Source organism: Streptomyces sp. HUAS TT11, assembly GCF_051553595.1.
In the GTDB taxonomy this organism is placed as follows: Bacteria; Actinomycetota; Actinomycetes; order Streptomycetales; family Streptomycetaceae; genus Streptomyces.
Genome location: NZ_CP196184.1, coordinates 4,782,003 through 4,808,880, shown reverse-complemented (window position 1 = coordinate 4,808,880; position 26,878 = coordinate 4,782,003). Strand labels below are relative to the sequence as shown.

26 protein-coding genes and 1 tRNA gene are annotated in these 26,878 nt (G+C 70.5%); 17 read left to right on the top strand and 10 right to left on the bottom strand.

All coding sequences use genetic code 11. The features are described 5' to 3' along the window. Positions 1-73 precede the first annotated feature (73 nt). Entirely contained in the window at positions 74-3,517 is a 3,444-nt protein-coding gene (locus ACSHXN_RS21485) for a phosphodiester glycosidase family protein (protein ID WP_438303544.1), read from the top strand. A gap of 376 nt (positions 3,518-3,893) precedes the next feature. Here the strand turns inward: ACSHXN_RS21485 and ACSHXN_RS21480 are convergent, their stop codons facing one another. From ACSHXN_RS21480 to ACSHXN_RS21445, 8 genes are all read right to left on the bottom strand, one after another. Beyond that, on the bottom strand, positions 3,894-4,985 hold the full coding sequence (locus ACSHXN_RS21480) for a hypothetical protein (RefSeq protein ID WP_438303543.1): 1,092 nt from the start codon (positions 4,983-4,985) through the stop codon (positions 3,894-3,896). Between the two features lie 208 nt (positions 4,986-5,193). Next, positions 5,194-6,090: a carbohydrate ABC transporter permease gene (locus tag ACSHXN_RS21475; protein ID WP_355135197.1), complete on the bottom strand. Its 897-nt coding sequence runs from the start codon at positions 6,088-6,090 to the stop codon at positions 5,194-5,196. Then, a complete protein-coding gene (locus ACSHXN_RS21470) occupies positions 6,087-7,067 on the bottom strand; it encodes a carbohydrate ABC transporter permease (RefSeq protein WP_438303542.1) in 981 nt (326 codons plus the stop codon). Before ACSHXN_RS21470 ends, ACSHXN_RS21475 begins: the two co-directional genes overlap by 4 nt. After that, positions 7,064-8,377 (bottom strand): ABC transporter substrate-binding protein, encoded by a 1,314-nt coding sequence (locus ACSHXN_RS21465; RefSeq protein WP_355135193.1) that lies wholly within the window; start codon positions 8,375-8,377, stop codon positions 7,064-7,066. The genes ACSHXN_RS21470 and ACSHXN_RS21465 overlap by 4 nt, the downstream gene beginning before the upstream one ends. A 414-nt stretch (positions 8,378-8,791) precedes the next feature. Continuing rightward, entirely contained in the window at positions 8,792-10,741 is a 1,950-nt protein-coding gene (locus ACSHXN_RS21460; protein ID WP_438303540.1) for a copper resistance CopC/CopD family protein, read from the bottom strand. Positions 10,742-10,865: 124 nt separating this feature from the next. Beyond that, positions 10,866-11,630 (bottom strand): SDR family NAD(P)-dependent oxidoreductase, encoded by a 765-nt coding sequence (locus ACSHXN_RS21455; RefSeq protein ID WP_355135191.1) that lies wholly within the window; start codon positions 11,628-11,630, stop codon positions 10,866-10,868. Continuing rightward, entirely contained in the window at positions 11,627-12,106 is a 480-nt protein-coding gene (locus ACSHXN_RS21450; RefSeq protein ID WP_355135189.1) for a cupin domain-containing protein, read from the bottom strand. Before ACSHXN_RS21450 ends, ACSHXN_RS21455 begins: the two co-directional genes overlap by 4 nt. A 10-nt stretch (positions 12,107-12,116) precedes the next feature. Continuing rightward, on the bottom strand, positions 12,117-14,810 hold the full coding sequence (locus ACSHXN_RS21445; protein ID WP_356295059.1) for a GNAT family N-acetyltransferase: 2,694 nt from the start codon (positions 14,808-14,810) through the stop codon (positions 12,117-12,119). A gap of 68 nt (positions 14,811-14,878) precedes the next feature. Between ACSHXN_RS21445 and ACSHXN_RS21440 the strand changes: the two genes are divergently transcribed. From ACSHXN_RS21440 to ACSHXN_RS21410, 7 genes are all read left to right on the top strand, one after another. Continuing rightward, positions 14,879-15,607: a siderophore-interacting protein gene (locus ACSHXN_RS21440; RefSeq protein WP_355794615.1), complete on the top strand. Its 729-nt coding sequence runs from the start codon at positions 14,879-14,881 to the stop codon at positions 15,605-15,607. Between the two features lie 24 nt (positions 15,608-15,631). Beyond that, positions 15,632-16,225, top strand: coding sequence for an HhH-GPD-type base excision DNA repair protein (locus tag ACSHXN_RS21435; RefSeq protein ID WP_355135183.1), 594 nt, complete (start codon positions 15,632-15,634; stop codon positions 16,223-16,225). Positions 16,226-16,380: 155 nt separating this feature from the next. Continuing rightward, positions 16,381-17,058: an HdeD family acid-resistance protein gene (locus tag ACSHXN_RS21430; protein WP_355135182.1), complete on the top strand. Its 678-nt coding sequence runs from the start codon at positions 16,381-16,383 to the stop codon at positions 17,056-17,058. Between the two features lie 94 nt (positions 17,059-17,152). Continuing rightward, positions 17,153-17,494, top strand: a complete 342-nt coding sequence (locus ACSHXN_RS21425) for a hypothetical protein (RefSeq protein ID WP_438303539.1) — start codon at positions 17,153-17,155, stop codon at positions 17,492-17,494. Between the two features lie 53 nt (positions 17,495-17,547). Further along, positions 17,548-17,694, top strand: a complete 147-nt coding sequence (locus ACSHXN_RS21420; protein WP_355135178.1) for a hypothetical protein — start codon at positions 17,548-17,550, stop codon at positions 17,692-17,694. A gap of 358 nt (positions 17,695-18,052) precedes the next feature. Further along, positions 18,053-18,349 (top strand): type II toxin-antitoxin system VapB family antitoxin, encoded by a 297-nt coding sequence (locus tag ACSHXN_RS21415; protein WP_003986294.1) that lies wholly within the window; start codon positions 18,053-18,055, stop codon positions 18,347-18,349. A 169-nt stretch (positions 18,350-18,518) separates the two neighbouring features. Beyond that, positions 18,519-19,160, top strand: a complete 642-nt coding sequence (locus ACSHXN_RS21410) for a LytR C-terminal domain-containing protein (protein WP_355135175.1) — start codon at positions 18,519-18,521, stop codon at positions 19,158-19,160. A 108-nt stretch (positions 19,161-19,268) separates the two neighbouring features. On the opposite strand, the gene upp is transcribed toward ACSHXN_RS21410, so the two are convergent. Next, positions 19,269-19,904 (bottom strand): uracil phosphoribosyltransferase, encoded by a 636-nt coding sequence (upp, locus tag ACSHXN_RS21405; protein ID WP_355135173.1) that lies wholly within the window; start codon positions 19,902-19,904, stop codon positions 19,269-19,271. 156 nt (positions 19,905-20,060) lie between these two features. On the opposite strand from upp, the gene ACSHXN_RS21400 reads away from it, so the two are divergent. The 5 genes from ACSHXN_RS21400 (at position 20,061) to ACSHXN_RS21380 (ending at position 23,089) form a co-directional block, all read left to right on the top strand. Then, the gene (locus ACSHXN_RS21400; protein WP_355135171.1) at positions 20,061-20,246 is read left to right on the top strand and encodes a hypothetical protein; all 186 of its coding nucleotides are present in this window, start codon (positions 20,061-20,063) and stop codon (positions 20,244-20,246) included. A gap of 273 nt (positions 20,247-20,519) precedes the next feature. Beyond that, complete coding sequence (locus tag ACSHXN_RS21395) at positions 20,520-21,053, top strand: tRNA adenosine deaminase-associated protein (RefSeq protein ID WP_355135169.1); 534 nt, start codon at positions 20,520-20,522, stop codon at positions 21,051-21,053. 66 nt (positions 21,054-21,119) lie between these two features. Further along, positions 21,120-21,548, top strand: coding sequence for a tRNA adenosine(34) deaminase TadA (gene tadA / locus ACSHXN_RS21390; protein WP_438306488.1), 429 nt, complete (start codon positions 21,120-21,122; stop codon positions 21,546-21,548). A gap of 67 nt (positions 21,549-21,615) precedes the next feature. Continuing rightward, a tRNA-Ser gene (locus ACSHXN_RS21385) sits at positions 21,616-21,700 on the top strand. Positions 21,701-22,120: 420 nt separating this feature from the next. After that, positions 22,121-23,089 (top strand): ferritin family protein, encoded by a 969-nt coding sequence (locus ACSHXN_RS21380; protein WP_438303538.1) that lies wholly within the window; start codon positions 22,121-22,123, stop codon positions 23,087-23,089. A gap of 138 nt (positions 23,090-23,227) precedes the next feature. Here ACSHXN_RS21380 and ACSHXN_RS21375 read toward each other — a convergent pair whose 3' ends face one another. Then, positions 23,228-23,839: a hypothetical protein gene (locus tag ACSHXN_RS21375; RefSeq protein ID WP_355135166.1), complete on the bottom strand. Its 612-nt coding sequence runs from the start codon at positions 23,837-23,839 to the stop codon at positions 23,228-23,230. 708 nt (positions 23,840-24,547) lie between these two features. On the opposite strand from ACSHXN_RS21375, the gene ACSHXN_RS21370 reads away from it, so the two are divergent. The 4 genes from ACSHXN_RS21370 to ACSHXN_RS21355 all read left to right on the top strand — a co-directional run bounded on the left by ACSHXN_RS21370 (position 24,548) and on the right by ACSHXN_RS21355 (position 26,707). Beyond that, complete coding sequence (locus tag ACSHXN_RS21370) at positions 24,548-24,940, top strand: ANTAR domain-containing protein (protein WP_438303537.1); 393 nt, start codon at positions 24,548-24,550, stop codon at positions 24,938-24,940. Positions 24,941-25,093: 153 nt separating this feature from the next. After that, a complete protein-coding gene (locus ACSHXN_RS21365; protein WP_355135162.1) occupies positions 25,094-25,270 on the top strand; it encodes a hypothetical protein in 177 nt (58 codons plus the stop codon). Positions 25,271-25,316: 46 nt separating this feature from the next. Beyond that, positions 25,317-25,610, top strand: a complete 294-nt coding sequence (locus ACSHXN_RS21360) for a Dabb family protein (RefSeq protein WP_355135160.1) — start codon at positions 25,317-25,319, stop codon at positions 25,608-25,610. Positions 25,611-25,792: 182 nt separating this feature from the next. Then, positions 25,793-26,707: an RNA polymerase sigma factor SigF gene (locus ACSHXN_RS21355; protein WP_355135158.1), complete on the top strand. Its 915-nt coding sequence runs from the start codon at positions 25,793-25,795 to the stop codon at positions 26,705-26,707. Positions 26,708-26,878 lie beyond the last annotated feature (171 nt).

The window sequence follows — 26,878 nt, the reverse complement described above, 5'->3', positions numbered from 1 at the left end:
GGCCGGTGTGCGGTGGTCGGTGCGCTCCGGTGACCACCGGAGCGCATGTCCTTGAAGGAAATACGCAATGACAATGCGCGCAAAGAGACCCGCGGGGGCCGGCACACGCCGTACCGCGGTCGCGGTCGCGGTGGCGCTGGCATTCGCCGGCACTGTGACGGGAGCGGGAACCGCCTTCGGTTCCGCCGACGCCACGGTCGCGGACAGCCATGCCGTGAACGGGAACTGGCTCCCGGACACGCCCGAGAACTGGCCGCTGGTCGTGGACTACACCCGCACGCCGGCGGAGACCGTCACCCAGGGCCTGCAGCACTACAGCGAGACCTACGACACCGTCGGCGGCCGCCAGCACATCCAGGTGCTCTCGGCCGACCTCGACGACCCGAACCTCCGGGTGGGCATGGTCGAGGCCGGTGACACCATCACCAACCCGGCCGACGAGACGCCCTCTTCCATGGCCCACCGCACGCACGCGGTGGCCGGTGTCAACGGCGACTACTTCGAGATCCACGCCAGCGGGCGCCCGCTCGGCGGCATCATGACCGACGGGCGGCTGCTGAAGAGCCCCAAGCCGGGCTTCGCCTCCCAGCTGGGCGTCAAGCCGGACGGCACCATGGTGATGGGCCCGCAGACCTTCTCCGGCACCATCACGGCCGGTTCCGCGAACCACGCGCTCACCTCGGTGAACACCGTGGACGACGTGGTATCCGGCGGCATCACGGAGGTCACCCCCGACCTCGGCGAGACCCCGGGCCTGTCCAAGGCGTCCACCCTGGTGCTCGGCCACAGCACCGACGGCGGCTTCGTCGTCGACGAGGTGCAGTCCGGCGTCACCGCCGTACCGCGGCTCTCCGCCGGCCGGCTCGGTCTGCTCGGTGCCGGCGACGGCGGGCAGTGGCTGTCCGCCAACCTGCACAGCGGCGACACGGTGGGCATCAGGACCCAGCTGTCGCCCGACAACGATGTCACCCAGCTGATCAGCGGTGTCGACACGCTGGTGAAGGACGGCAAGGTCTACAAGGACCCGACCGGCACCCCGCCGAGCGGCGCCAACCCGGAGACCGCCGTCGGCATCACCGAGGACGGCAAGCACGCCATCGTCGTCGCCATCGACGGCCACGGCGGCGCCTCCACGGCCTTCGGCGTGACGGCCGAGCAGGCCGCCGGCTACATGGTGGCCCACGGCGCCTACACCGCGATGCTGTTCGACGGCGGCGGCTCCACCGGCATGGTCGGCCGCGCGCCCGGCGCCGACCAGGCCGAGGTCGTCAACACGCCGTCCGACCTGCCGGGCAACACCGAGCGTCCGGTCGCCAACGGCATCTTCTTCTACTCCACCGCCAAGGAGGCAGGACCGGCCGTCAAGGTCGTGGTGAACGGCGGCAGGACGGTCACCACCGTCGCCGGCGGCTCCATCCCGCTCCCGGTGCACTCCGTCGACCGGTTCGCCAATCCGGCGGCCGGTGAGGACCATGTCCGGATCGTGCCCTCGAGCCTCGCCACGTACGAGAACGGCACACTCACCCCGCGCCGCTCCGGTACGGGCCGCATCATCGCCTTCAACGGCAAGGCATCCACCTCCGAGAAGCTCGAGGTCGTCAGCAAGCTCGAGACCCTCGACGTCTCGCCCGACAAGGCCGACCTCGACAACGGCGCCACCCAGCAGCTCACCCTCTCCGGCACCGTCAAGGGCGGCGGCGAGGTGCAGATCCCCGCTGAGGCCGCGGACTGGAAGGTCACCCCGGCCAACCTGGGCACCGTGGACACGCACGGCCTGTTCACCGCGGACGCCGACAACGGCGGCCTCGCCGAGGTGAGCGCGAAGGTCGCGGGCGCCACCGGCACCACGTCCATCGCCGTGGGCAGCGTCAGCAAGGTCATCGACCCGATGACGAGCCTCGACGTCTGGCGGCTCAGCAACAACACCACCGGCAAGCCCGCCACCCTGGCCGCCGACCCGGGTGTCGTCCCGCCCGGTTCCACCGAGTCCGGGTCGCTGCGGCTCGACTACTCGATGCCGGCCGGCGCCGGCGTCAAGCAGCTCGTGCTCTCGCCGCGCACCACCCTGAAGACCGACACCGACAACGGCCAGGTCCCGACGGGCATCGGCGTGTGGATCAAGGGTGACGGCAACGGCATCGAGCTCGCCGAGAAGTACATCGGCGTCAACGGCACCTCCACGACGCTCTACCCGACGTACGTGACGTGGAAGGACTGGCATCTGGCGGTCGCGCAGCTGCCGGCGGGCATGCAGTTCCCGCTGACCATCAGCTTCATCGACTTCCTGGCCATCAGCCCGAGCACCGCCTACAGCGGCTCGCTCAACGTCGCGGGTCTGCAGGCGCTCTACTCGCCGCGTCCGGTCACGGTGCCCGAGTACCACGCGATCCCGCAGAACCCCGAGTGGCTGTCCTTCGAGGAGGACTCGGCCGACTTCGCCAAGCGCGGCACCACGGTCCTCACCGGTGACGACGCGCACATGCTCGCGAGCGACCCGGGCTCGGTCAGCAGCAACGTGATGGACTCCATCGCCGAGCGGCTGCCCACCCTCACGCCGCAGGCACGGCCGGACTCCGCCCAGTTCCTCGGCGACATGTCCGACGACGGCAAGCCGGCGGACCTGCAGTACGCCAAGTCCAAGATGGACGCCCTCGGCGTCCCCGAGCGCGACATCGTGGGCAACCACGAGATCACCCAGGGCGCCGACTCCGAGGACGGCAACTACAGCGACACCTTCGGTGACACCCACTACGCCTACAGCCAGGGCGCGGCGCGGATGATCGTCACCGACAACTCGCACGGCAGCCTGCAGTCCTCGGACCCGTTCCAGAACCCCGAGGGCGTGCAGTACCCGTGGCTGGTCCAGCAGTTGACGGACACCACCGCCAAGGACGTGCTGGTCATCACCCACATGCCCGCGTACGACCCGCACCCGGCCGCGAACAGCCAGTTCACGGACCGCTGGGAGGCGCGGATGTACCTGCGGCTGGTGCAGCGCTACCAGGAGACGCACCCGAAGCAGCACGTGATCATGATGTACGGTCACGCCCGCGGTTTCGCGGAGCAGATCCTCGACCCCGAGGGCCGGAGCGTCAGCACGGAGGACGGCGGCATCCCGCAGTTCACCTTCGCGGACCTCGGCATGCCGGCCTACGCGCCGGCCGACCAGGGTGGCATCTACCACTTCGGTCTGGTCCGCATCGGTGACAACGGCGACCTGCAGTACACCGTCGAGCCCGCGCTCGCCACGATCAAGGTCACGGGCCCCAAGGACCCGATCGCCCGCGGCGACCGCGTCACCCTGACCGCGACCGGCGACCAGATCGCCGGTGACAACATCGCACCGCTCACGATCCCGATCGCGGACCCCGCGTCCCACGTCTGGACCTCGAGCAACCCCAAGGTCGCCTCGGTGGACCCGGCCACCGGCGCCCTGACCGCCCACCGCTCCGGCACCGTCACCGTCTCGGTGACCTCCGGCGGCGTCACGGGCAGCGCCCAGGTCGTCGTCCGGTGATCTGACGGCTGCCCACGGCGGGGTGCCCGAGCGGTCTCGGGCACCCCGTCGGCGTTCGCGGGCCCGGCGAGCGGCGTCGCGTGCGCCCGGGAACGCCGGTGATCCGCCGTGGCCCGTCGCCCGCGGCATCCGGCCTCCCGGACGGTGGGAGCGCCGGGCAAGGCGTTGCCCCTCGGCAGCTCCCGCGTCCCGCACCGGTGGCGGGCGGCGGTCGCACGCCACGGCCAAAGGGGCGCGGTCGTGGCCGGTTCCTCCTCGGGCTCGGGCGGTGTGTGCCCTTCCCGGTCCTCCCGGTCGCGCCGGGAATCACCCCCACCCGGCCCCGCCGCCGACCGCGACCGGCACCCGGCCCGGCCCCGCCGGGGCCGGCGACCGTTCAGTTCAGCACCACGACGACCAGCAGCAGAAGGAGCACGGCGACGGCGACCGTGGTCGAGGCGATCGCCGAGAAGCGGACGACACGCTGCTTCGAGGGGCGTTCCACGACCTTGATGCCAGTGGAGGACGGGAAGGCGAAGTAGACGCGGTCCGGGTCGGCGTGGACCGTGACGCGCGCGACGGGGAGATACCGGACGGTCACACGCCGGGCCACCTCGTTCTTCGCGAGCGCCAGGTGTCCCTCGATCAACGTCCGGTGCGCCGGCTCCAGGTCGTCCGGGAGCTTGTCCGTCGCGCTGGTCAGCACCGACCTGCGCCAGGCGCCCGCGCCGTCCGTCGTCGAGCGGATGTGCAGCGGCGCCGCCTCCTCCACTTTCCGCTGGTCGGGAGTGCGACTGATCACGGCGCCGGTCCAGGTCGTGAACAGGCCCGTGCCGGCGCACTCCGTGTGTTTCACCCGGCCCTCGCCCCGGCAGACCGAGCACTCCACGAAGCCGCTCGCCCGGCACACCGGGCAGTCCACGCGGCCCTTGCCGAGGCACTTCGGGCACGCCGCGTCCGGGCGGTGGCAACGGGAGCAGCGGGCGCGCTGCGGGCCGTCGACGGGACGGGATTCGGTCCGGTTGCCGCGGCGCCGGGGACGGCCGGTGCCGTCGCACTCCCAGCACGCGTCGATGCCGCCTCCGCATCCGTCGCACGACACGAACTTCTCGCAGGTGAGGCGGCCGTTCCCCGTGCAGCGGCCGCAGGTCCTGCGGCCCCCCTCGCAGCCCTCGCACACCACTTCCCCGAGTGAGCCCTCGCGCACCAGCTCCAGCCTCAGTGGGGCCACCGGGTCGGCGGGCGTCTCCACCGGGTGGGAGGCCAGGTCGGTGTAGGCAGGGCGATCGGCGATGTCACGGCGCCGGCCCGTGGCCCTCATCGCGCGCTCGCTGCGCTCCTCGACACTGCGGACGATCCGGCAGTCGAGCAACGACTGCCAGGACAGGTGCGCGGCGCCGGGAGAGGTGAGCGGCACGCTGATCCCGTGCCGGGTCACGTGCTCCCCGACGGCCTGGAGCATCTCCTCTGCGGACGGTTTCCTCGCCATCGCCGCCCCCTTGTCGACAGATGCCGGAAGGGCAGCAGGGTAAGAGCCGTCCTGCCGGCCATCAAGAGGGCCGGCACGGCGAGCGGACCCGGCTCCCGGGCACGACCGGCCGTCCCTCGTGGACGCGCGCGGTGCGCACGTCCACGAGGACGAAGTCCGCCGGGCGGAACGGACGGCGGCCGGGGTTCTCCGTCGAGCGGAGCCCGGTTCAGCCCTTGTTGGAGCCCAGGGTCAGGCCGCTGACGAACTGGCGCTGGAGCACGAAGTACACGACCAGGGTGGGAATCGCGGTGAGCAGGGCGCCCGCGGCGACCAGGTTGGGGTCCGTGAAGTACTGGCCGGAGAGGTTGTTCAGCGCCGAGGTGATCGGCATGTTCTCGCCGGTCGAGATCAGTACGAGGGCCCAGAAGAAGTCGTTGTAGATCCAGATCGAGAGCAGGGTCGCCAGGGCCGCCATCGCCGGCTTGCACAGCGGCAGGGTGATCTGCCAGTACATGCGCCACACCGAGGCGCCGTCGACGAGCGCGGCCTCGGTCAGTTCGTGCGGCAGCGAGCGCATGTAGTTGCTCAGCACGAAGGCGCAGAAGCCGGACTGGAACGCCACATGGATGAGGACCAGGCCGAGTGCGGAGTCGTACAGCTTGCCGCTCGCCGTGATCCCGGGCAGGTTCGTGAGCAGGTACAGCCGGTACAGCGGGGTGATGATGACCTGCTGCGGGAGCAGATTGCCCGCCGTGAAGACCAGCAGCAACGCGAGGTTGAGGCGGAAGTCGAAACGGCTGACGTAGAAGGCGACCATCGACGACAGGAACAGCGTGAGCAGCACGGCCGGCACCGCGATCAGCAGCGTGTTGCCGAAGTAGTGCATCATGTCCGACTGCTCGAACGCGTTCGTGAAGTTGTCCAGGCTGAGCTTGTCCGGCCAGGACACATACCCCTTGGTGCTGGTCTCGCTGTAGGGGCGCAGCGCGGAGAAGACCGCCCACAGCAGTGGTGCGAGCCATGCGAGTGCCGTCCCGGCGAGGAAGACGTGCAGCAGGACGCGGGCGGGGCGGAGGGGCGCGCGTTTCTTGAGCGCGCCGGCCGCGAGGGTGGGGGCGCTCACGATCGCCGCTCCTTCCGGAAGGTGGCCACCAGGTAGGGGATGATCACGGCGAGCGAGATGACCAGCAGGACCACCGCGATGGCCGACCCGTAACCGATACGGCTGGACTCACCGATGATGTTGTTGGTCACCAGGATCGACAGCAGCTCGGTGCCCTGGGCCCCCTTGTTGAAGACGAACACCAGGTCGAAGGCACGCAGGGCCTCGATGATGGTGACGACCAGAACGACCGTGTTGGTGGGCCGCAGCGTCGGGAAGATGACGCTCTTGAACGTCTGCCACTCGTTGGCGCCGTCCAGGGCCGAGGCCTCGCGCAGGGACGGGTCCACACTCTTCAGACCGGCCAGGTAGAGGATCATCATGTAGCCGGTGTGCCGCCAGGAGGCGGCGACGAGCACGGCCCAGAGGTTGAGCTTCGGGTCGCCGATCCAGTCGATGTAGTGGCCGGGCTTGTTGGCACCGATGAGACTGTTGATCAGGCCCGTGTCCGGGTTGTAGACGAGCTGCCAGACGAACCCGATGCATGCCATCGAGATCACGACCGGCAGGAAGAACGCCGTCTGGTAGACGCGGCTGAAGCGGATCCTCTTGTCCAGCTGGACGGCGAGGAAGAGCCCGAGCGGCGTCGGGACGAGGATGAGCACCACGAACCAGATGATGTTGTGCTCGACGGCGGGCCAGAACTGCGGGTTGTCGGAGAAGAGTTGCTTGAAGTTCTCCAGGCCCACCCACTTGATCGAGCCGAAGCCGATGCCGTCCCAGGTGGTGAAGGCGAGTGCGATGGAGGCGAGGGCGGTGACCCAGACGAGGGCCACGTGCAGGATCGTCGGCACGCCCGCCATGACGGCGAGCGTGATCCGGTCACGGCGGGTCAGCAGGCGCCGGTGGCCCTGCGTGACCCGCTTCTTCGCGGGCGCGGGGCCCGGAGGCGGCACGGCGGCCGCCTCCGGATTCTTCGTCGTCGTGTCCATGGTCATGCGGAGGCGAAGATCGTCTTCTTCTGGCGCTCGATCGAGGACAGCAGGCTGTCCACGCCCTTGGGGTTCTGGACGAACTTCTGCAGCGAGGGCTGCATCACCGTCGAGGTGAAGTCGGGGCGGCTGTCACGGTCCATGAACTGCGTGAGGTTCTTGGCGCCGCTGATCATCGTGAACGCCTTCTTCTGCAGGGCGCTGTACGAGGACGTGTCCGCCTTGCTGGAGGCGGCCACCACGCTGGGGTCGGTCTTGAGGTAGGTCTCCTCGGCCTCCGGGCTGCCCAGGTACTCCAGCAGCTTCACGACGCCGTCGTGGTTCTTCGGGGCCTTGCTGACCATGAAGCCGTCGGTCGGCGCCTCGACGGTGTCCTGGCCGTACGCGGAGTTGATCTCCGGGAAGGGGAAGAAGTCGAGGTCGTCCAGGTCGGCCTTGTTGGTGAACTGCTGCGCCACGAAGCTGCCCAGGAGGTACATGCCGGCCTTCTTCGCCACCAGCGACTGCGCGGCGTCCTGCCAGGTGCGGCCGAGGGCTCCGTCCTGGTGGTAGGGCAGGAGCTCGGTCCAGTGGTCGAAGACCGCCTTCACCTTGGCGTCGGTCCAGGAGGCCTTGCCCGCCATCAGCTCCACGTGGAAGTCGTAGCCGTTGAGGCGGAAGTTGATCTGGTCGAAGGTGCCCATCGCCGGCCACTGGTCCTTGTCGCCGAACGCGATCGGGACCAGGCCGTCCTTCTTCATCTGCTTGCACAGGGCGATGAGCTGGTCCCAGGTGGTGGGGACCTGGTATCCGTGCTGCTGGAACACGCTCTTGCGGTAGAAGACCGCCCACGGGTACGTGGTCAGCGGGACGAAGTAGTACTTGCCGTCCTCGCCCTTGCTGAGCTTCTTCATCGCGTCGGGAAAGTTGTCCCCGATCTTCTGCCACACGTCGTCGATCGGGGACGCGAGCTTCTTGGCGGCGAAGAACTGCATCCGGAAGCCGGCGAACCAGTTGAAGACGTCGTCCGGTGTGCCCTGGAGGTAGGAGTTGATCTGCTCCTGGAAGGTGTTGTGGTCCTTAGTGTTCACATCGACCGTGATGCCGGACTGCTTCTTGAAGGCCGCGTAGACCTCCTCGAACGCCTTCTTCGGCACCGCGTCCGAGGCGTTGGAGCCAAGGCTCACGGTCTTCGGGTCGGATGCCGCGCCGCTGCCGCCGCAGGCGCTCAGCAGGGGTATGCCGGCACCGGCGAGAACGGCTGCGCCGCCGACGCCACGCAGCAGTGAACGACGGCTCGGGCCGGGGACGGTGAGGCCGGACGGGGTGTGATGCATGACGGCTCCTGGGGGCAGGGTCGGTCACGGGCGGATCTCTGAGGACTTGGGTCAGAATCCACCAGAAACCAACTCGACCGAACATCGTGGCCGTCATAAGACTCGCATGTCCGGTCATACGTCAAGAGCTGTCGTGGCCCGTTTTTGAAACGTAATCGACATCACCTTGATCGACTCCGGTGACGGGCGAACAGTGGAGAGCGCTTCCCAAGACCGTTTGCACACAGCGTGTTTGACCGCCTCGACGCAGGACGCGGGCGAGCACGCGACCACGAGGCGGTATACGGACGCGACGGGAACGACCGTCGGATCGCCCGCCGGCCGCGCCTCCACCAGATGTGCACAACCGGAACCATGTCACCACCGTCCCGGTCCGAAACCCGTTGCGAGCGGGCATGGTTCGCGGACGCCGGGTCAGCCGATCCGAACGGTCTTCGACACGGTGACCTGATCGATGTCGCTCGTACGGACCGTCACCTTCATCGTCCAGGTGCCCGGCAGCGGGAGGTTCAGCGCATCGGCGGCCCAATAGCCGCCCCGGTTCTCGACGTTGGCGTCCAGCGGACCGATCCTCCGCCCGTCGAGCGTGAAGCTCAGCCTCAGTTCGGGCACGGTCGCGATGCCGCCGTCGGGTCCGTAGATCACCACCTGGACCTGGTTCTCGCCCACCCGACTCGGCGTCAGTTCGACCTGCACCTTCCCCCGCCCGCCCGGAGTCCCCACGTCGAAGGGGATCAACGTGGTGGAGCCGAGGGGCTGTTCGGACGCGGTCCGGGCCGCCTGCGCCTCCGACACCGCCCGGCCCGGCTGCGCGCCCGTCAGCAGCGTCGTGATCACGAGCACCACGACCCCGACGGTGATCTCCGCGAGCACCGAGCGGCGCAACGCACTCCGGTACGGCGCCGGGTCCTCGCCGCCCGTCCCACCCGGTCCGGGGTCCGCGCCGGCGCTCACGGTGCGGCCGTCGGGGCCCCCAGCCGTGCCCGCCTCCCCGGCGAGACCGTCCCGCGCGGCCGTCTCCGCGCGCCCCGCCGCCCCCACCACCTCGGGCACCCGCTGCGGCACCGCCACCTCGACCGCCGGCACCGCGAGCCGTGCGGTCCAGCGGCGCGAGTACGCAGCCGCCGCCAGAAGCAGCACGACCGCCACCAGCTTCGCGGTCAGCAGCCTGCCGTACTGGGTGGAGGTGAGCGCGTCGAGGGAACCGAGGCCGCGCCAGGACTGGTAGACGCCGGTGGCCACCAGCACGGCGACGCTCGCGAGGGCCAGGCGCGAGAAGCGGGCCACCGCGCCCGCCTCGAGCTCGTCGGGCGTCCGGTACAGCGCCGTGAGCAGCGCGGCCAGGCCTCCGAGCCACACGGCCATCGCCAGCAGATGCAGCATCGCCGAGGTCATCGCGAGCGGGACCTGGATGCCCGCGGAGGCGTGTTCGGCCACCGCCCAGGTGAGCGCCAGCGCGAGCGACAGCAGGGTCACGACCGCGAACCGCAGCCGTGTGCCGGGGGCCGGACCGCCGTCCGTCGCCACCGCGCCGGCGGCCTGCCCGCCGTCGGTATCCGGCCCCCGGCCGCGCGCCGACGTCAGCCCCGCGCGCCCCGCGAGCGCGGCCGCGACACCGAGCAGCACGAGCCGCACGAGCAGCGCGATTCCCGGCCGGCTCGTCGCCGTCTCGCGCAGCACCGGGAGTTCGAGGACCGTCGTGGGGCCGCTGCCGCGCTCGTACGGCCCCCGCAGCAGCAGCAGTGCCACCGTGGCCGCCAGCAGGGTCCACCAACCGCCCACGAGCAGACCGCGGGCCACTGCCGCACCGGTCGCCATCGCGAACACGAGGACGCCGAGCAGCAGGGCGAGGCCGCCATAGGCGACGTAGCGGGCGATGTCGTAGAGGGTCGTGGTGGCGGCGTCCTGGGCCTCGTCGGAGGGCAGTACCGCGGTCGTCGCGGAGGGCTTGCCGACGGAGAACGTGAGCGCGCCGGACACCGGGTGGCTGTCCGCCGACACCACGCGCCAGGCCACGATGTAGCTGCCTTGCGGCAGTCGGGGGAGTGTGACGCGCGCGGTGTCCGCACGGCCGTCCGCGTGCTCCTGCCCGCCCGTGTGGACCCGGCGGTTGCCCGGGTCGAACACCCGTATGGAGTCGTCCAGCAGTCCGACGGATTCGGAGAAGGTGAGGGTGACGGCCCGCGGCGACGTCTTCAGCACACTGCCGTCCACCGGGTCGACGTCCTTCAGGACGGCGTGCGCGGAAGCGGAACCACCGCCCGCGAAAAGCAGCAGGGGAACGACGAGCAGCACGAACGCCAAGTGCCACGGCCGCCGGCCGCCCGCCACCGATCCCGCCCCGCCCACGCGTCCTGCGCCCACGTCTTGTCTCCCGTATCCGCCGTCCCGGGTCCCGGTTACGTACGGACGGTGCGGCCGTGGCGCTCAGCGCGGCGGCGATCCCTCCACCCGTACGTGCGTGCGGCCATCATCGCCGCAGGCCCCGTCACCAGGTGGGCCGGGCCGACACACCGCCGTCCACCACCAGATCGTGACCGGTGATCCAGGAAGCGAGCGGCGAGGCCAGGAACACACAGGCGTCACCGACGTCCTCGGGACGTCCCAGCCGGCCGGTGGGCACGGCGCCTTGCCAGCGGCGCACCCCCTCGGGCCAGTCCTCCGCCAGCCCTTCGCGGTCGATGAGTCCGGGCGAGACCGCGTTGACGCGGATCCCCTGAGGGCCGTACTCGAGGGCGGCCGCCCTCGCGTGCATGACCACGGCCGCCTTGGACGCGCAGTAGTGGGCGTGCAGGGGCGCCGGATGCGTGGCCTCGATGGAGGCGACGTGCGTGACGGTCCCGCCGCCCGTCCCGCGCATCACCTCCACCGCCGCCTGCGTGCAGGCGAACACGCTCGAGAGGTTGGCGTCGACCACGGCCCGCCAGTCGGCGGCCGTCATCCCGGACAGCGCCTGCGTGGGCTGCACGCCCGCGTTGTTGACCAGTGCCGTCAGCCTCCCACCGCCCCAGTCGGCCGCCTCGCGGACCAGCCGCGCGCAGGCGTCCTCGGCGGTGAGATCGGCCTGGAGGACGACGGCACGCGCGCCCGCGTCACGGATGCGCGCGGCCACGTCGCGCGCCCCGGAAACCGATGTGCGGCAGTGGACCGCGACGGCCGCGCCCTCCTCGGCGAACCGCAGCGCGATACCGCGTCCGACGCCTCCGCCCGCGCCGGTCACCAGGGCCACCTGTCCCCTCAGCAGTCCGCTCATGACCGGCACAGCCCCGCGATCCGGTCCGCTGCGGCCGGATAGCGCGCCGTCAGCCCGGCCGCGTCACCGTGTTCGTAGCCCTCGTAGGTGAAGCCCGGCGCCATGGTGCACCCGAAGAGCGTCCACGCCCCGCCCGCGGCGACCCGGCCGCCCATCCAGGTGCCCGCCGGGACGGTGAACTGGACGCTCTGGCCCCCGAGGACGTCCGGTCCGAGGACGGCCGTCCGCACGCTCGCGTCGGCGCCGAGGAGCAGCAGCTCCAGCGGATCGCCGAGGTAGTGGTGCCAGACCTCGTCCGCCGGGAGGCGGTGCAGCGCCGAGTAGTCGTCCGGCTCGGCGGTCAGCAGGGCGACGACGGCGGTGCCCGCCGGGCGTCCGTCGGGCAGCGGGGGTCCCGCCCAGGTGCGCCGGAACCGCCCGCCCTCTCGCGGGATCGGTTCCAGGCCGTAGTGGGCGACGAGGTCGTCAGGGGTCACGGCACGCAGGCTAGTTGCCGGGCTGCACCGGACGGGTGAGGAACGCGAGCCGGGCCCGCTTCTCGGGGAGGTACACGTCCGGCAGGTCGATCTCGGGCAGGACGACGGCCGGGCCGGGGACGAAGCCCTGGCGCAGGAAGCGGGCTATCGCCTTCTCGTTGCGCTCGTCCGGGTCGACCACCACCCGCCGCCGGCCGAGGCCGTCCAGGATGTACGAGGTGAAGACGGTCAGCAGGGCCGAAGTCCAGCCGGCTCGCGCGCCGGTGGAGCCGGGTGGCGCGAGGAGGAGGTGGACACCGATGTCGCCGGGTTCGACCGCGTAGCACGCGCCGACCCGGTCGGCCTCCGGCTCGTAGGTCTGCAGGAGCGCGACCGGTTCGCCGTCCTTGACGGCGAGGAAGGCGCGATGGGTGTCCAGCGTGGCCATATGGGCGTAGATCTCGCCCACCTGCTCCTTCGTCAGCCCGTTCATGCCCCAGAAGGAGGCGCGTTCCCCGCTCACCCAGCCGTGGACGACATCCATGTCGGCCCCGGGGGCCAGGGGCACGATGCGGACCGCGCCGAAGCCCTCGACCAGCTCCTCGTGGACGGCCTCGCGGTGGGCGGCGTACGGTTCGGCGGCCATCGGTGTCTCCTTCGTCAGACGGTCCCAGTCGGTGACGACCGGGACCAGCTCCCCCTCGAGCCACAGGGGAAGCTGGTCGCGGTGATGGGGCGAGCCGGGGACGCCCAGGGCACCGAAGGGGACCACCCAGAGGCTGTCGTCGCGGCGGGCGAGGTCCCAGACATAGCGGGCGGCCGGGCCGCGTGCGCTCAGATCGGTCAGGCCGGGGACGCAGGACGTGCACAGGACGCAGTCGTGGTCGCCCGCCAGACCCGGTTCGTCGTACGGCGTACCGGGCGTCGCGCGCCAGGGAGCGAGCCGGTGGGTGTCGCCCCAGGTTCCCCGCGGCGGGTTCGCGGCGACCTCCTCCACCGCCTCCCGCACGATCGCGGCGCGGTCGACGCCGTAGAGGTCGTCGGCGGCCAGCAGGTGTTCGAGGGCGAAGCCGATCCGGGGCAGGAGGGCGAGCCAGGGCAGGAAGACCTCCGGATACGCGGACGGGGCGTCGGCCAGTTCGGCGAAGACGGGATGTGCGGCCAGCCGTCGTACGACCGCGCCGCGCACCGCCGCGTACACCGCCGCCGCACCGCTGTCCGCGTCCATGTGCCGGTCCCAGGCCAGCAGGACGTCGCGCAGCGCGCCCGCCCCGGGGGTGAGGCCGTCGAGGCCGGAGAGGCGGTCGAGCAGCAAAGCGGCGGACGCGAGACGGGTGTCCATGTGGACGGCCGGCATCTCCCCCGCGGACCACCCCTGCTTCCGCTCCAGCAGTTCGCGGATGCGGGCGGCCCGGTGCCCGGGGGCGAACTCGACGCCGAGGGGGGCGGCCGGTCCACGCTGGTTGGCCATCACGGCGATGCCGTTCTCGACGTCCCCCCGGGGCATGTCGTGCCATCCCCGCCACTCGTGTCCGGGCTCCCAGGCGGGAACGAGCCGGGACCGGCCGGTCTCACCGCGCCAGGGCACCACTCCGGCCACCCGGTGGAGGACACCGCCGTCGGCGTCCGCCGCCAGCACGACGTTGACGGGCTCGGTCCACAGATCGAGCGCACGGTCCACGTCGGTGACGCGCCGGGCGCGCAGCAGGGGGAGCAGGGCGCTGAAGCCGACGCGCTCGGTGACCCGGGGCGGATGCCGCAGGGAGACGGCCGCCTGCGGGCGCGTGCCGGTGCCCGCGGACTCCGGGCCGCCGACGACGACCGGGCCCCGCCCGGTCTCGATCACCTCGACCTCGACCGGATCGCCTCCGGCCACCTCGACCGTCTCCACCAGCCGGACCGCGGCACGCCATGTGCCGTCCGGGTCCAGGGCCTGCACGCCGCCGTCCGCCGTGCGCCGCAGACGCTCGCGGTAGAGGTCCTGGTAGTCGGCCATCGCGTTGGTGATCGCCCAGGCGACGGGGCCCGTGTGGCCGAAGTGCGCGATGCCGGGGATGCCGGGGACGGCGAGGCCGACGACGTCGAACTCGGGGCAGGCGAGGTGGATCTGCTGGTAGACGCCGGGGTCCTCGATGAAGCGATGGGGGTCCCCGGCGACGACGGCCCGTCCGGTGACCGTGCGCTCGCCGGTCACGAGCCAGCCGTTGCTGCCCGACGTGCCGGGCCCGTCGGTGGCGAAGAGACCGATCGCCTCCTCGCCGAGGCACCGCACGGCCTCCTCGCGCCAGAGCTTGGCCGGGAAACCGGCGAACAGGAGGTGGGTGGCGAGCCACACGCCGAGGGGATGCCAGGGCTCCCACCGTCCGGGGACAAGACCCGTCGCGCCGAACTCGGGGGTGCGACGGGCCCCTTCGGCCAGCCCATCGTTCACCCCGTCGGTGTAGGCGCGCACCCATCGCGCGGTCTCGGGGTCGTGCCGCTCCAGCGCGGCGAAGCAGCGTCTCGCCGTGTCGTCGAGCCGGGCACGTGTGGCGAGCGTGTCCCAGGCCAGGGCGGACGAGCCGAGGAAGGAGGCGGAGGTGCCCTGCGCCCGGTGCCGTTCGACCTCCAGCTGCCAGGCCCGGTCCAGGGCCGTGACCCGGCCCTGGAGCCGGGCGAGGGCGCTTGTGCCGTCGGCACGCAGATGCGGGATGCCCCAGGCATCGCGGTAGATCTCGGTGGGCACCTTGACCCCTCAATTCTTTAGGTTAGCCTTACCTAAGTTATTGATCGTAAATGATGAGTGGGGGCACGATGGGGCAGGGGCAGGGGCGCGGCTGGGAGGGCACCGTCCTCAGACTGCTGCGCGCGAAGGACTTCGTGTTCACCGTGACCGATGCGGAGGACGTCGCCCCGGACTACCGGCGGCTGCGCCTGACCGACGGCGGGATGCTCGCGGCGACCGGTGTGCATCCCACGATGTGGGTGCGGCTGTGGTTCCCGGGCCCGGGCCGCCCGCACCAACGGGCCTACACACTGGTCGACCCGGACCCGGCGGCCGGCACCCTGACCCTGGAGTTCGCCCTCCACGACGGGCGCGCCGCCGACTGGGCACGGGCCGCGAAGCCCGGCGACACCGTGGAGGCCACCGTCCAGGGCACCGCCTTCCACCGCCCCGAACCGGAGCCCTCGCACGTCTTCGCGATGGCCGACCCGGCCTCGCTGCCCGCGTTGAACTCCCTCCTCTCGGCGCTGGCTCCCACCCCGGCGACGGTGTGGTTCGAGGGGGCACCGGACGGCCTCCCGCTCCGTATCGATCCCGCTCGCCACGAGCTGCGCGCGGTCCCCCGCAGGGACGACGGCGCCCATCTGGTCACCGAGGTGAAATCGGCCCTGCCCGGCCTGCTGGGGGCCGCCCCTGAGCCCTACGTGTGGATCGCCTGCGACACGGCGACGACACGCACGCTGAGCGCGTACGCACGCAGGGAACTGGGCGTCCCGGCACGGCGGCTGCACGCTCTGGGGTACTGGCGCGCGACCTGAGCCGGCACGCGGGATCATCGGGGCATGGACGTCACCCTGCACCTCGCCCAGGATCCCGAGGCCGACGCGCTCCTCGGACGCAATCCGCTCGCCGCGCTGATCGGAATGCTGCTCGACCAGCAGGTACCGATGGAGTGGGCGTTCAAGGGGCCGTGGACCATCGCGCAGCGGCTCGGCACCGACGAACTCGACGCGCACGAGATCGCGGCGCGGGACCCGGAGGCCTTCGCCGCCCTGCTGTCGGAGAAGCCGGCGGTGCACCGCTACCCGGGTTCCATGGCCAAGCGCGTCCAGCAGCTGTGCCAGTACCTCGTCGAGCACTACGACGGGGACCCCGAGGCCGTCTGGAAAGGCGTCGGCGGCGGGCGGGAGTTGCTGAAGCGGCTCGAGGAACTGCCCGGGTACGGAAAGCAGAAGGCGCAGATCTTCCTCGCCCTGCTCGGCAAGCAGCTGGGCGTGCGGCCGGAGGGGTGGCGGGAGGCCGCGGGGCCCTACGGCGAGGACAAGTCGTTCCGTTCCGTCGCCGACATCACCGGGCCCTCGTCACTGGCGAAGGTCCGTGCGTACAAGCAGGAACTGAAGGCGGCGGCGAAGGCCGCCAGGACGGCGGGCCGTTAGGGCCTGTCGCCCGGATCATGCCGGCGTCGCGGGGCTCGCGTCGATCGAATGGCGCGGTCTCTCCCGGCCGACCTGTTCCGAACGACGGACCCCGGGCGTCAGCCGGTTGGCCCACCCGGCTGGCGGCGTGTTCGAGTCCGGTCCGAGCATGGACCATGACCGAGGCACCGAGCGGCTCCCCCCGGGAATCCGAAGACGACGACCGCCGCGTCCACGCCGCCCGTGACCCGCATACGCCGAGGCCAGCGCCGGAGGACGTCGAACCCCCCTTCGAGGGAGTCCTGCACTACTTGTCCCGCACGGCCTGGCAGGTCGTCCTGGCCACCGGCGTCGCGTCCCTGATCCTGGGGATCCTGGTCCTGGTCTGGCCGGGACCCTCCCTGCTCGCCGCGGGAGTTCTCTTCGGCCTCTACCTGATCATCAGCGGTGTGCTCCAGCTGGCCTCCGCCTTCGGCACGCACAAGGCCACGTCGCTGCGCGTCCTGGCCTTCATCAGCGGTGCCCTGTCGATCCTGCTGGGCCTCTTCTGCTTCCGCGGCCCCATGGAGTCGATCCTGCTGCTCGCGCTGTGGATCGGCATCGGCTGGCTGATCCGCGGGATCACCCAGATCATGGCGGCCGCCCACGACCCCGCCGTGCCGGCGCGCGGCTGGCAGATCCTCCTCGGCGTCGTCACCTTCGTCGCCGGGGTCGTGCTGATCGTCTCGCCGTTCACCTCGATCGCCGTGCTCACTCTGGTGGCGGGCTGGTGGCTGCTCGTGGTCGGCGTCGTCGAGATCGTCACGGCGATCCGGATCCGGGGCCGCGCGCGGCACATTCCTCGTACTGTCTGATCGGCGTCAACATCTCGTCCGGAACGTACGCCGAGCGGGGGGTTTCGGGGCCGACACGATGAACGATGCTCGCCAAGCGGGCAGATGACCTCTCGTGAGCCGCACCCCGTATGCCCCGCGTACCGCCCGCCGGTACGCCTGGCTGCGGGCGCTCGTGGTGCTGGTCGCGCTGCTGACGGCCGGCGCGCACACCGGGGCGGTGACGGCCGACTCCCTCCCGGCGTCCACCGCTCAGACCTGCGACGCGGAGTACGAACAGCTCGCCGCGACCCCGGCGCCGGCCAACCCCCAGGGCCACCGCGCCCTCGCCTCCGCGCGGCCGGGTCCGCCGGGCGGCGCCAGGCCGTCCGGCCCCGAGGGCCCGGTCCCCGTCCCCGCCGGGGCGGCGCACTCACCCACGCTGCACGCCCTGCGCACGGTCGTCCTGCGCTGCTGACAGGTCCCGTCCTCCGGAACCGTCATACCTGCAAGCAACGCAAGGACACCGACATGCTCATCGACCCGTACGCGGTCCTGCACGCCCTGCTGCGTGCCGAGGCGGCGCGCAGCACAAAACCCCGGCCCACGACCGAGCCGGAAGCCGAGACCGGGAAGCAGCCCCCGGCCACCGCCCCGCCCGAGAAGGACCGCGAGTAGCACGCACGGCGGCCGCCCCGGGGCCGGGCGGCCGCTCCCCCTCCCCACCGGGTCCCGACCGGCGACCGGGGGCCCCGGTGCGCACAAGGGCGATCACCACGGGCGGGAGCGGCGCGACGGATGCGGCCGGAAGCCGCCCCGCAGCCCCCCACCAGCCGTGACCTCAGGAACGCACACGTCGCACCCGGTAACACGGAAGGACTCACCCGCACCGTGGAAGCGGTGGCTCCCAGGCAGGCTCCGGCCAAGGCTCCCCCTCGTCCTGCTCCCGTTTTGCCCCTGTTTACCGTGTCTTTTCCCGCGCCGTACTCCGTCGCCATGGCTGCGCCCGGAACGTCTCGACCGGTAGGCTTTCCGTGTGATCTTCAAGCGCATCGGAAACGGCCGGCCGTACCCCGACCACGGCCGGGAAAGCACCCGGCAGTGGGCGGACGTCGCGCCGCGCCCGGTCCGCCTCGATCAGCTCGTGACGACGAAGCAGCAGCTCGACCTGGAGACCCTCCTCGCCGAGGACTCGACGTTCTACGGCGACCTCTTCGCGCACGTCGTGAAGTGGCAGGGCGACCTGTACCTGGAGGACGGCCTGCACCGCGCGGTCCGTGCGGCGCTGCAGCAGCGCCAGGTCCTGCATGCGAGAGTGCTCGAACTCGGCTGACGTCCCGGCGTCCTCGCCTGGTCCGTGCACCCCCGGCCGTTGTGACTCCCGCTCGCCTCCGCGGCGTCCGGCCGTCCGCGTGTTCCCTTTGACCCTTTCGGGTTGGAGTGCACGGCGTTGAATGATCATCTAGTAGGCATTGCCGTCCGGGCGCACTACGCTGCGCCTCATGAGCATGCTGACTCCCCCTGGCATGGGCGGCCAGTACCGGATCACGGGGGACAAGTACCCACGGATGCGCCGTCCCCGGCACCGCGGCAGAATCGTGTTCGCCGTCGTCGCCTCCGTGGCCGCCGTCGGGCTGATCGGCTGGGGGACCCTGCAGCTCATCAACGTCTTCAGCGGCAACGGCGGCAACACGTCCGCGTCCGGCGCGAAGGCGCACTGCGCGAAGGCGGAGGCAACTCCCGCGGCCCTCAAGGCCCTGCCCGCGCCCGCCCAGATCACGGTGAACGTCCTCAACGCCACACCCCGCAGCGGCCTCGCCAAGCAGACCGCGGACGAGTTGAAGAAGCGCGGCTTCCGCATCGGCGACGTGGGCAACGCCACCGAGGAGTTCGACAAGAAGGTCAAGGGCGTCGCGCTGCTGCTCGGCCCCAAGACGGCCGTCGACACCTCGCTGACCGTCCTCGGCGTGCAACTCCCGGCCGCCGAGCGCCGCACGGACGCGTCCCGCACCGGCCCGACCGTCGATCTGATCCTGGGCGACGGGTTCAAGGCGCTGACGAGCAAGCCGGACGCGGACAAGGCGCTCACCGCGCTGACGAGTCCGACGACGTCACCCACGGGCGACACCAAGAAGGGCTGCTGAAGCCTCCGCACCCGCACGGCGCGGGAATGGTCGGGCGGCCGTAGGGCCGCCGTACCGGGCCGGTCGGCGGCTTCCGCGCGCGGAGATCGCCACCGGCCCGAACGCCGTCTACTCGGCCGCCCCGTAGAGGCGGTCTCCCGCGTCGCCCAGCCCCGGCACGATGTAACCGTGCTCGTTGAGCCGCTCGTCGACCGCGGCCGTCACCACCGTCACCGGCGTGCCCGCCAGTTCGCGTTCCATGACGGCGACACCCTCCGGGGCGGCGAGCAGCACCACGGCCGTCACGTCGTCCGCGCCGCGCTTGATCAGCTCCTGGATCGCCGCCACGAGCGTGCCACCGGTGGCCAGCATCGGGTCCAGGACGTACACCTGGCGCCCCGACAGGTCCTCCGGCATACGCGAGGCGTACGTGGAGGCCTGGAGCGTCTCCTCGTTCCGGATCATGCCGAGGAAGCCCACCTCGGCGGTCGGCAGCAGCCGCACCATGCCGTCGAGCATGCCGAGGCCGGCGCGCAGGATCGGCACGACCAGGGGACGCGGACGGGCGAGCTTGACACCCGTGGTCCGGGCGACCGGGGTCTCGATGTCGACCTGCTCGGTACGCACGTCACGGGTCGCCTCGTAGGCGAGCAGGGTGACGAGCTCGTCGGCGAGCCGACGGAAGGTCGCGGAGTCGGTGCGCTGGTCGCGCAGCGTGGTGAGCTTGTGGGCGACCAGGGGGTGGTCGACGACGTGGAGACGCATGTCCCTAACAGTAACCGGGCCTCCCGTCCCCATCGCGCCCCTGTACGACGCCGGTGGCCGCGGACCGCTCACCTCGGATCCCTGCCCCCTTCCGCGCCGGCATCGAACCCGCCATCGGAGGGAAAGTGAGAGGGACACAACTGGGGTGGTGTGTCTATGTCCGACCGGAAGTCCGAAGAAGTGCGCGAAGCGCGGCGGCCGGATGCCGAACGTATGCGGCGCCGCGCCCGGTTCCTGCGAGAACTCGCCGAGGCACGCGAGTTGCGCGACCGTGTCCAGCCCCGCCGCGCCAAGGCCGCGCGCCTGCGTCACGCCGTGCGCATGCGCACCTTCCGCTGGTAGTGACGCGGCCGCCACGGGGGTGGCCGTGCGACCACATCGCCCCGAGCCGCGTACGATCCGCAGGTGGCGGCAATGAGTGCGCTGGTGAGTGGACTGCTTTCAACAAGCGCTCCGCGATCAAAACGACCGGACACAGGGAGCCGAAGACGTCCCCTGAGCGCCTTGTTTCTGCCACGATTCCGAGTGGGCGGGGCTCGGAGCAGCACTCCCCGCCCGCAACCTCCGCCGGGGGGAACCCCAACCGGCACGCCTAAGACCAGTGGGAGAGTCACGGTGTACTTCGCCGCACTGCTCGCGCGCACCGAAGACGGGTGGGAAGCGAGCGACACAGAGCTCGACGATGTGGAAACCCTGTCGGATCTGACCGACCTGGCCCGCGAAGCCTCGGTCGACGAGGACACGGTGCTCGTACTCATCGAGCAGGAGGACGCGTGGTTCGGCGTCGTCCGCGTGGAGGGCGAGGACGACCCTCGTATCTACGTTTCGGACGCCGCAGCCGCGGCCCGCAGCTCGTACGGCGAGATCCTGCTCACCGACGAGCTGCTCGGAAGGGAGCCCGGTGACGATGTCGCCGACCTGGACTCCCTCGACCTCGACGGTACGGAGGACGGTGAGCCCGAGGACGCCGACGACGAGGACACGGCGGTCGCGGACCCCGCCGTCCCGCACGGCCCCGTGGGTGACAGCGAGATCCTCGACGACCTCGGCGTCGACGAGAAGGAGCTGCGCATCCTCGACGCCGAGGACGCGCTGAGCTCGATCGCCGACGCCCTGGGCGCCTCGGACGTCCTGGAGACCGTCCGCTAGGCGCACCGGGTGATCCAGGACGGGACGCCGGCCCCCGATCCGGTGCGCGACCGCTGGCGGGCCGCGATGCGGCTCGCCCTGGACGAGGCCGGCCTGGCCGTCGCGGGCGGTGACGTGCCGGTCGGCGCCGTCGTGGTGTCCGCGGACGGCTCGGTGATCGCCTGCGGCCACAACGAGCGTGAGGCGACGGGCGATCCGTCGGCTCACGCGGAGATACTCGCGCTCCGCCGGGCCGCCGCGGCGCTCGGCGAGTGGCGGCTGCCCGGCTGCACGCTGGTCGTGACGCTGGAGCCCTGCACGATGTGCGCGGGCGCGGTGCAGCAGTCACGGGTGGACCGCCTGGTCTACGGCGCGCGCGACGAGAAGGCCGGCGCCGCCGGGTCGCTGTGGGACCTGGTGCGCGACCGGCGCCTCAACCACCGCCCCGAGGTCATCGACGGCGTGCTCGCGGACGAGTGCGCCCGCATGCTCTCGGACTTCTTCAGAAGCCGCTGAGTCTCGCGCCGGATGCCCCCGGATATGGATTTCTGACCACAGCCCACCTTGGGGTAGGGTCTCCCTCGGTAGCGTGTCCGAGCGGCCGAAGGAGCTCGCCTCGAAAGCGAGTGTGGCGCAAGTCACCGAGGGTTCAAATCCCTCCGCTACCGCAGATGGACGAAGGGTCCGATTCACTGAATCGGACCCTTCGCGCATCTCCGTCTCAGTTGGCCGATCGAGCGCGTAAAAATCCCCACCGCCTGGACACCCTGCGCCCGCTCACGGTGTGGATCGCGACTGGATGCGTCAGCGGCTCGAAGCGTTCGCTGACCTCATCACCGAGTACTGGAACGTCCGGAAAGTCGACGGCGACACGTCGGGTACGACGATGCGACTGTACAAAGCTGAGCCCACAGTCGTAAGGATCTTGCAGCGCCTCGATCCCCGGATCGCGGAGTCTGGTGTGCTGGGGGAGAACGAATGGGCGTTCGTATTCACCCAAAAGGGTCACCTGAAGGGGCAACGGTATACGTATGCGGGTCGCATGGGACGGGGCGTCCGCGCAGAGGAGCGCCCCGGAAGGAGGCATCATGTTCCGCCACTCGATACGTACGCTTGTGGTCGGTCTGTGCACACTGACTGCCGCGTCCCAGGCTGCTACGGCTGTGGCACTTGCCGTGCCGGGTTATCACCACCAGGCCACGTACGCCACCACCCAGACTCTCCACTCACAGACCCTCGACGACCTGATGACCGCCATGAAAGGGGAGGCGTTCGCCCACGCCGTCTACAACCTCTTCGGCACTCAAGCCGACAGCCAGGCCTACCCGGCCGTCGGCGAGCTCTTCCGCAATACGGCGCGGACCGAGCTGAGCGAGCATCTGCACGAAGCGGCCACGCTGGCGGGTGCGGTCGGTTCGAACGCGGACAATCTGCGTGCGGCCATCAACGGCGAGACCTACGAGCACCAGGTGATGTACCGCGGTTTCGCCGACCAGGCCCGTAAGGACGGGGACATCGAGGCCGCCGATCTGTTCGCGGAGATCGCCATGGACGAGGGACGCCACCGTGACGCCTACCGCGCCGCACTGGCTGTCGTGACCACCGGCCAGGGCGCCATCCCGGCGCCGCCGAAGGCCGACATGGTGTCGGTGCCCGCCGGACTGCCGAAGGTGAAGGCCGCCCGCACAAAGGCCAACCTCGACACCGCCATGCACGGCGAGGCGCTTGCACACGCCAAGTACATGCTCTTCGCCGCCCGCGCCCAGGAGACCGGCAACCCTGCGCTGGCCCGACTGTTCGAAGGGACCGCCAAGGTTGAGCTGCATGAACACTTCGCCGGCGAGGCGGTCCTGGCCGGCCTGGTCGGCACGACGAAGGACAACCTGAGCAAGGCCATCGCTGGGGAGCACAACGAAGCGACCGTCTTGTACCCAGGGTTCGCCGAGCGAGCCGCCGCTGTCGGCGACACCGCCGCCGCCAGCTACTTCCGCGACACCGCCGCCGACGAGGCCAAACACGCAGCCGCCTTCGAGCAGGCCCTCAACCAGCTGCACTGATTCTCAGCCGAGCCGCGAGACCGGCCGGACGCCGGCAAGAACGTCCGGCCGGTCAACGCATCGCATGGCCAGTCAAGCGCTGCTTATGGCGTATCCCCGCGACCGTGCAGTGTCTTTGAGTAGATCTGCGGCCCGGTGTCAGCGGAGCCAGGGATGGTTGCGGACCACCGGCAGGGACGCCCAGGCTCGGCCCAGGCCCCAGGTGTTTCCGGCGCCCACCGCGGCGAGCACGATCAGGAGCACCGCCTCCACGACGTGGTAGTCCACCCAAGGGTTGGTGGACATGCTCGGAGATCCATCGGAGAGGTGCTTTGCGGGCGGCCATTCCGCAGCCCACATCAAGGCAAGCATGATCGTGCCGCAGACCGCGGTGATCCTGAGCGCGATGCCCGCCAGCAGGGCGAGCCCGATGCCCAGGAGCCCCAGCATGAACAGCCAGTCGGCCCAGGCTGCCCCCGCCCAGCTGCGGAACGTCGACTCCAGGGGACCGACTTTGACGCCCTTGAGGAAGCCCATCGTGGGTGAGCCACCGTTGATCCATGCTCTGGCCGGCGGCGTGAGATAGCCGAAGCCGAAGGTCTTGTCCAAGAAGGCCCAGAGGAACAAAAAGCTCATGATCAGCCGGGCCCCTGCCACCACCCTGGCTGCAGCAAGCGTGAGCCCGCCGCGCCCGGAGAGATCACGGGGCTGGTTGGCCAGAGGGGCAGCCTGGTTCCGTTGCCGAAGCCAGTGCGCGTGATGAACAGCCATGACGTCCCCTCCTCCGATTTGCGGTGGTGGAAGCAGCTGTCATCACCCACCGTGTCGAAGAAGCTTGCAAGCCGGTACGGGTCGAAGGTCCCTCGACGGGGGACGAACGACCCAACCCCTCCCCATGCTTTTGCTTCCTTCCGTGTGACAGGTGCAGCGATGGCTTCAAGCTGATCGATCTGTCGGTCGATCTCCTCTTCGCTCGCGTCCTGGTCGGGGAGCGGGCCGTCGGCCACGAAGGCCTGAACCTCGGGTCTCAGAGCTGATGATCGGCTGTCGTCACCACGACACGGAAGGCGTCACCGCAGGTCAGCGGCGGACTACTCCGTCTCAGTTTCCGTCTCATTCACCCCCGTCCGGAGCCGCCCCCAGCGGTTCGGGGACCGGGCACAAGCACGGGAATGAACAAGCGTGAACGGACTTGGATCACGCTCCGACCAGCACGAACAGACCTCGAAAGCGAGTGTGGCGCAAGTCACCGAGGGTTCAAATCCCTCCGCTACCGCAGATGGACGAAGGGTCCGGCTCGACGAGCCGGGCCCTTCGCGCATCCCCGCCCCGGTTTCCGCGCTCCTCGCCGAGCCCGGCCGCCGGCCCTTCCAGGTGGGCCCGTCGACGGCCGTACAGTGAACGTTGTCGGATGACAACTATTTCCATGCCGGGCGGGTAGCAGTAGGAAGACCTTGCCCCCGTCGACCAGGTGATCCCATGGCGTTCTTCGCGGTCTCCAGGCACCGCCCTCTGGAACTGCTGTCCGTCACCGACCTCGCCATGGAGCACGAACGGCTCCATGCGGAGAACGAGCAGCTCCGGCGCGCCCTGTCCTCGCGCGCCGTCATCGACCAGGCCATCGGCGCCCTGGTGGTCCTGGGGCAGCTCCCTCCCGAGGAGGCGTGGCGCGCCCTGCGGGACGTCTCGCAGCGCACCAACACGAAGCTGCGCGTCGTCGCGGAGGACGTGTTGAAGTTCGCCCAGGGCGGCACCCTGCCGGACGCCGAACTGAACGAGCTGCAGCGCGCACTGGCCCGCTACCAGACCTGCTCGTCCGCGCACCGGGCTCCTCGGATCACGGCGGACGGCGAAGGACCGCCCGCCACCTGAGACCACCCACCGCGCCGTGGAGCGCCCCGCGGGGAGGAACCGCGTGAGGACCTGATGAATGCGTGATCTTTTGCGAGACCCGAACACCTGGCCGCGTTAGACTCGCCGCCGGCGAACGGGCCCCGCGGGGCGGAGGAGACGGGGGAGGCCGCGGTGGCGGTACCGGGAAAGAAGATCGCGCTGTACGCGGTCGTGGTCTTCGTGCTCTACGTGATCATCACCGATCCGGCCAGGGCCGCCGACTACGTCCAGATAGGGTTCGAGGGCATTTCGAATGCCGCCAAGGCCATCGGCCACTTCATGACGTGGATCAGCAACGGGGCCCAGTGAGGCTTCCGGGGCCGGAGCGGCCACCGTCGTCACCCTGGGAGCGCCCGTGATCCGGCATCTGGTCCTCTTCAAGCTCAACGAGGGCGTCCGGCGCGACGACCCGCGCGTGGTGGAGGGCGTACGCGCCTTCGAGAGGCTCGGCGACGTGATCGACGAGCTGCGCTTCTGGGAGTGCGCCTGGAACATCACCGACCGGCCCATCGCCTACGACTTCGCGATCAACTCGGCGGTCGACGACACGGACGCGCTGCGCCGCTACCTCGAGCATCCGGCACACCAGGAGGGCGTCGCACTCTGGCGCGAGTTCGCCACTTGGGTGATGGCCGACTACGAAATCTGAGCGATACCGCCCACCGATTCCGGGCGACACCACCGCATAGCCCCCCACCGGAAACGGCGGGGGGCTTTTCTGCGTGATGTACCCCAACTCTCCCTCAACACGGAGTTATGCGGTGCTTGCACACAGTGTCCATTTCTTGTGATGCTATGACCGCTTTTGACGGCGAATTGACGGATGCGTGGATGGATGAAGAGGTGGCGTTGACCGTGTCGGCCAGTACCGCGCCACCCCAGGACGAGGCTCCGGCCCCCGCTGCCGACCCGCCCGAGGAACCCACCACGACCGACGACGCCGCACCGGAGGAATCCGCACCGCCCGCCACCGACCAGAAGCGCCGCGGGGCCGACACCCGGGCCCTCACCCAGATGCTCTTCGCCGAGCTCAAGGATCTGGAACCGGGCACACCGGAGCACCATCGTGTGCGCGGGGCGCTCATCGAGGCGAACCTCCCGCTCGTCCGCTACGCCGCCGCGCGATTCCGCTCCCGCAACGAGCCGATGGAGGACGTGGTCCAGGTCGGCACCATCGGCCTGATCAACGCCATCGACCGCTTCGACCCCGAGCGGGGGGTGCAGTTCCCGACCTTCGCGATGCCGACCGTCGTGGGCGAGATCAAGCGCTACTTCCGCGACAACGTCCGCACGGTCCACGTCCCGCGCCGGCTGCACGAGCTGTGGGTGCAGGTCAACAGCGCGACCGAGGACCTGACGACGACGTTCGGGCGCTCCCCCACCACCGCGGAGATCGCCGAGCGGCTGCGCATCACGGAGGAGGAGGTGACCTCCTGCATCGAGGCCGGCCGCTCCTACCACGCGACGTCGCTGGAGGCCGCCCAGGAGGGTGACGGGCTGCCGGGACTCCTCGACCGGCTCGGCTACGAGGACCCCGCCCTCGACGGGGTCGAGCATCGCGACCTCGTCCGGCATCTGCTCGTACAGCTGCCCGAGCGGGAGCAGCGGATCCTGCTGCTGCGCTACTACAGCAATCTGACCCAGTCACAGATCAGCGCCGAGCTGGGGGTCTCCCAGATGCATGTGTCAAGACTCCTCGCCAGGAGTTTTGCACGACTCAGATCCGCAAACAGGATCGATGCCTGACCCGCGAGAGCGAATCCGCCCGCAGGCCCTCTTCCTTGTAGATCCCCGCTGAAAAGCCATCAGAAGACCTTCAACCAGGGCGCTTTCGCATCTTGCATGTCGACATGTCGCTACAGCGCGTTGCCGACATGTGACATTCTTCCCCAAGCGCGTTTGCCGCAGCCTCGTGGC

Bases quoted from the DNA above. Each gene is read 5' to 3' on its own strand.
- ACSHXN_RS21485 (WP_438303544.1), top strand. From the start codon at position 74: ATGCGCGCAAAGAGACCCGCGGGGGCCGGCACACGCCGTACCGCGGTC.
- ACSHXN_RS21480 (WP_438303543.1), bottom strand. From the start codon at position 4,985: ATGGCGAGGAAACCGTCCGCAGAGGAGATGCTCCAGGCCGTCGGGGAG.
- ACSHXN_RS21470 (WP_438303542.1), bottom strand. From the start codon at position 7,067: ATGACCATGGACACGACGACGAAGAATCCGGAGGCGGCCGCCGTGCCG.
- ACSHXN_RS21465 (WP_355135193.1), bottom strand. From the start codon at position 8,377: ATGCATCACACCCCGTCCGGCCTCACCGTCCCCGGCCCGAGCCGTCGT.
- ACSHXN_RS21455 (WP_355135191.1), bottom strand. From the start codon at position 11,630: ATGAGCGGACTGCTGAGGGGACAGGTGGCCCTGGTGACCGGCGCGGGC.
- ACSHXN_RS21440 (WP_355794615.1), top strand. From the start codon at position 14,879: ATGGGGCAGGGGCAGGGGCGCGGCTGGGAGGGCACCGTCCTCAGACTG.
- ACSHXN_RS21435 (WP_355135183.1), top strand. From the start codon at position 15,632: ATGGACGTCACCCTGCACCTCGCCCAGGATCCCGAGGCCGACGCGCTC.
- ACSHXN_RS21430 (WP_355135182.1), top strand. From the start codon at position 16,381: ATGACCGAGGCACCGAGCGGCTCCCCCCGGGAATCCGAAGACGACGAC.
- ACSHXN_RS21420 (WP_355135178.1), top strand. From the start codon at position 17,548: ATGCTCATCGACCCGTACGCGGTCCTGCACGCCCTGCTGCGTGCCGAG.
- ACSHXN_RS21410 (WP_355135175.1), top strand. From the start codon at position 18,519: ATGAGCATGCTGACTCCCCCTGGCATGGGCGGCCAGTACCGGATCACG.
- upp (WP_355135173.1), bottom strand. From the start codon at position 19,904: ATGCGTCTCCACGTCGTCGACCACCCCCTGGTCGCCCACAAGCTCACC.
- ACSHXN_RS21400 (WP_355135171.1), top strand. From the start codon at position 20,061: ATGTCCGACCGGAAGTCCGAAGAAGTGCGCGAAGCGCGGCGGCCGGAT.
- tadA (WP_438306488.1), top strand. From the start codon at position 21,120: ATGCGGCTCGCCCTGGACGAGGCCGGCCTGGCCGTCGCGGGCGGTGAC.
- ACSHXN_RS21380 (WP_438303538.1), top strand. From the start codon at position 22,121: ATGTTCCGCCACTCGATACGTACGCTTGTGGTCGGTCTGTGCACACTG.
- ACSHXN_RS21375 (WP_355135166.1), bottom strand. From the start codon at position 23,839: ATGGCTGTTCATCACGCGCACTGGCTTCGGCAACGGAACCAGGCTGCC.
- ACSHXN_RS21370 (WP_438303537.1), top strand. From the start codon at position 24,548: ATGGCGTTCTTCGCGGTCTCCAGGCACCGCCCTCTGGAACTGCTGTCC.
- ACSHXN_RS21355 (WP_355135158.1), top strand. From the start codon at position 25,793: ATGGATGAAGAGGTGGCGTTGACCGTGTCGGCCAGTACCGCGCCACCC.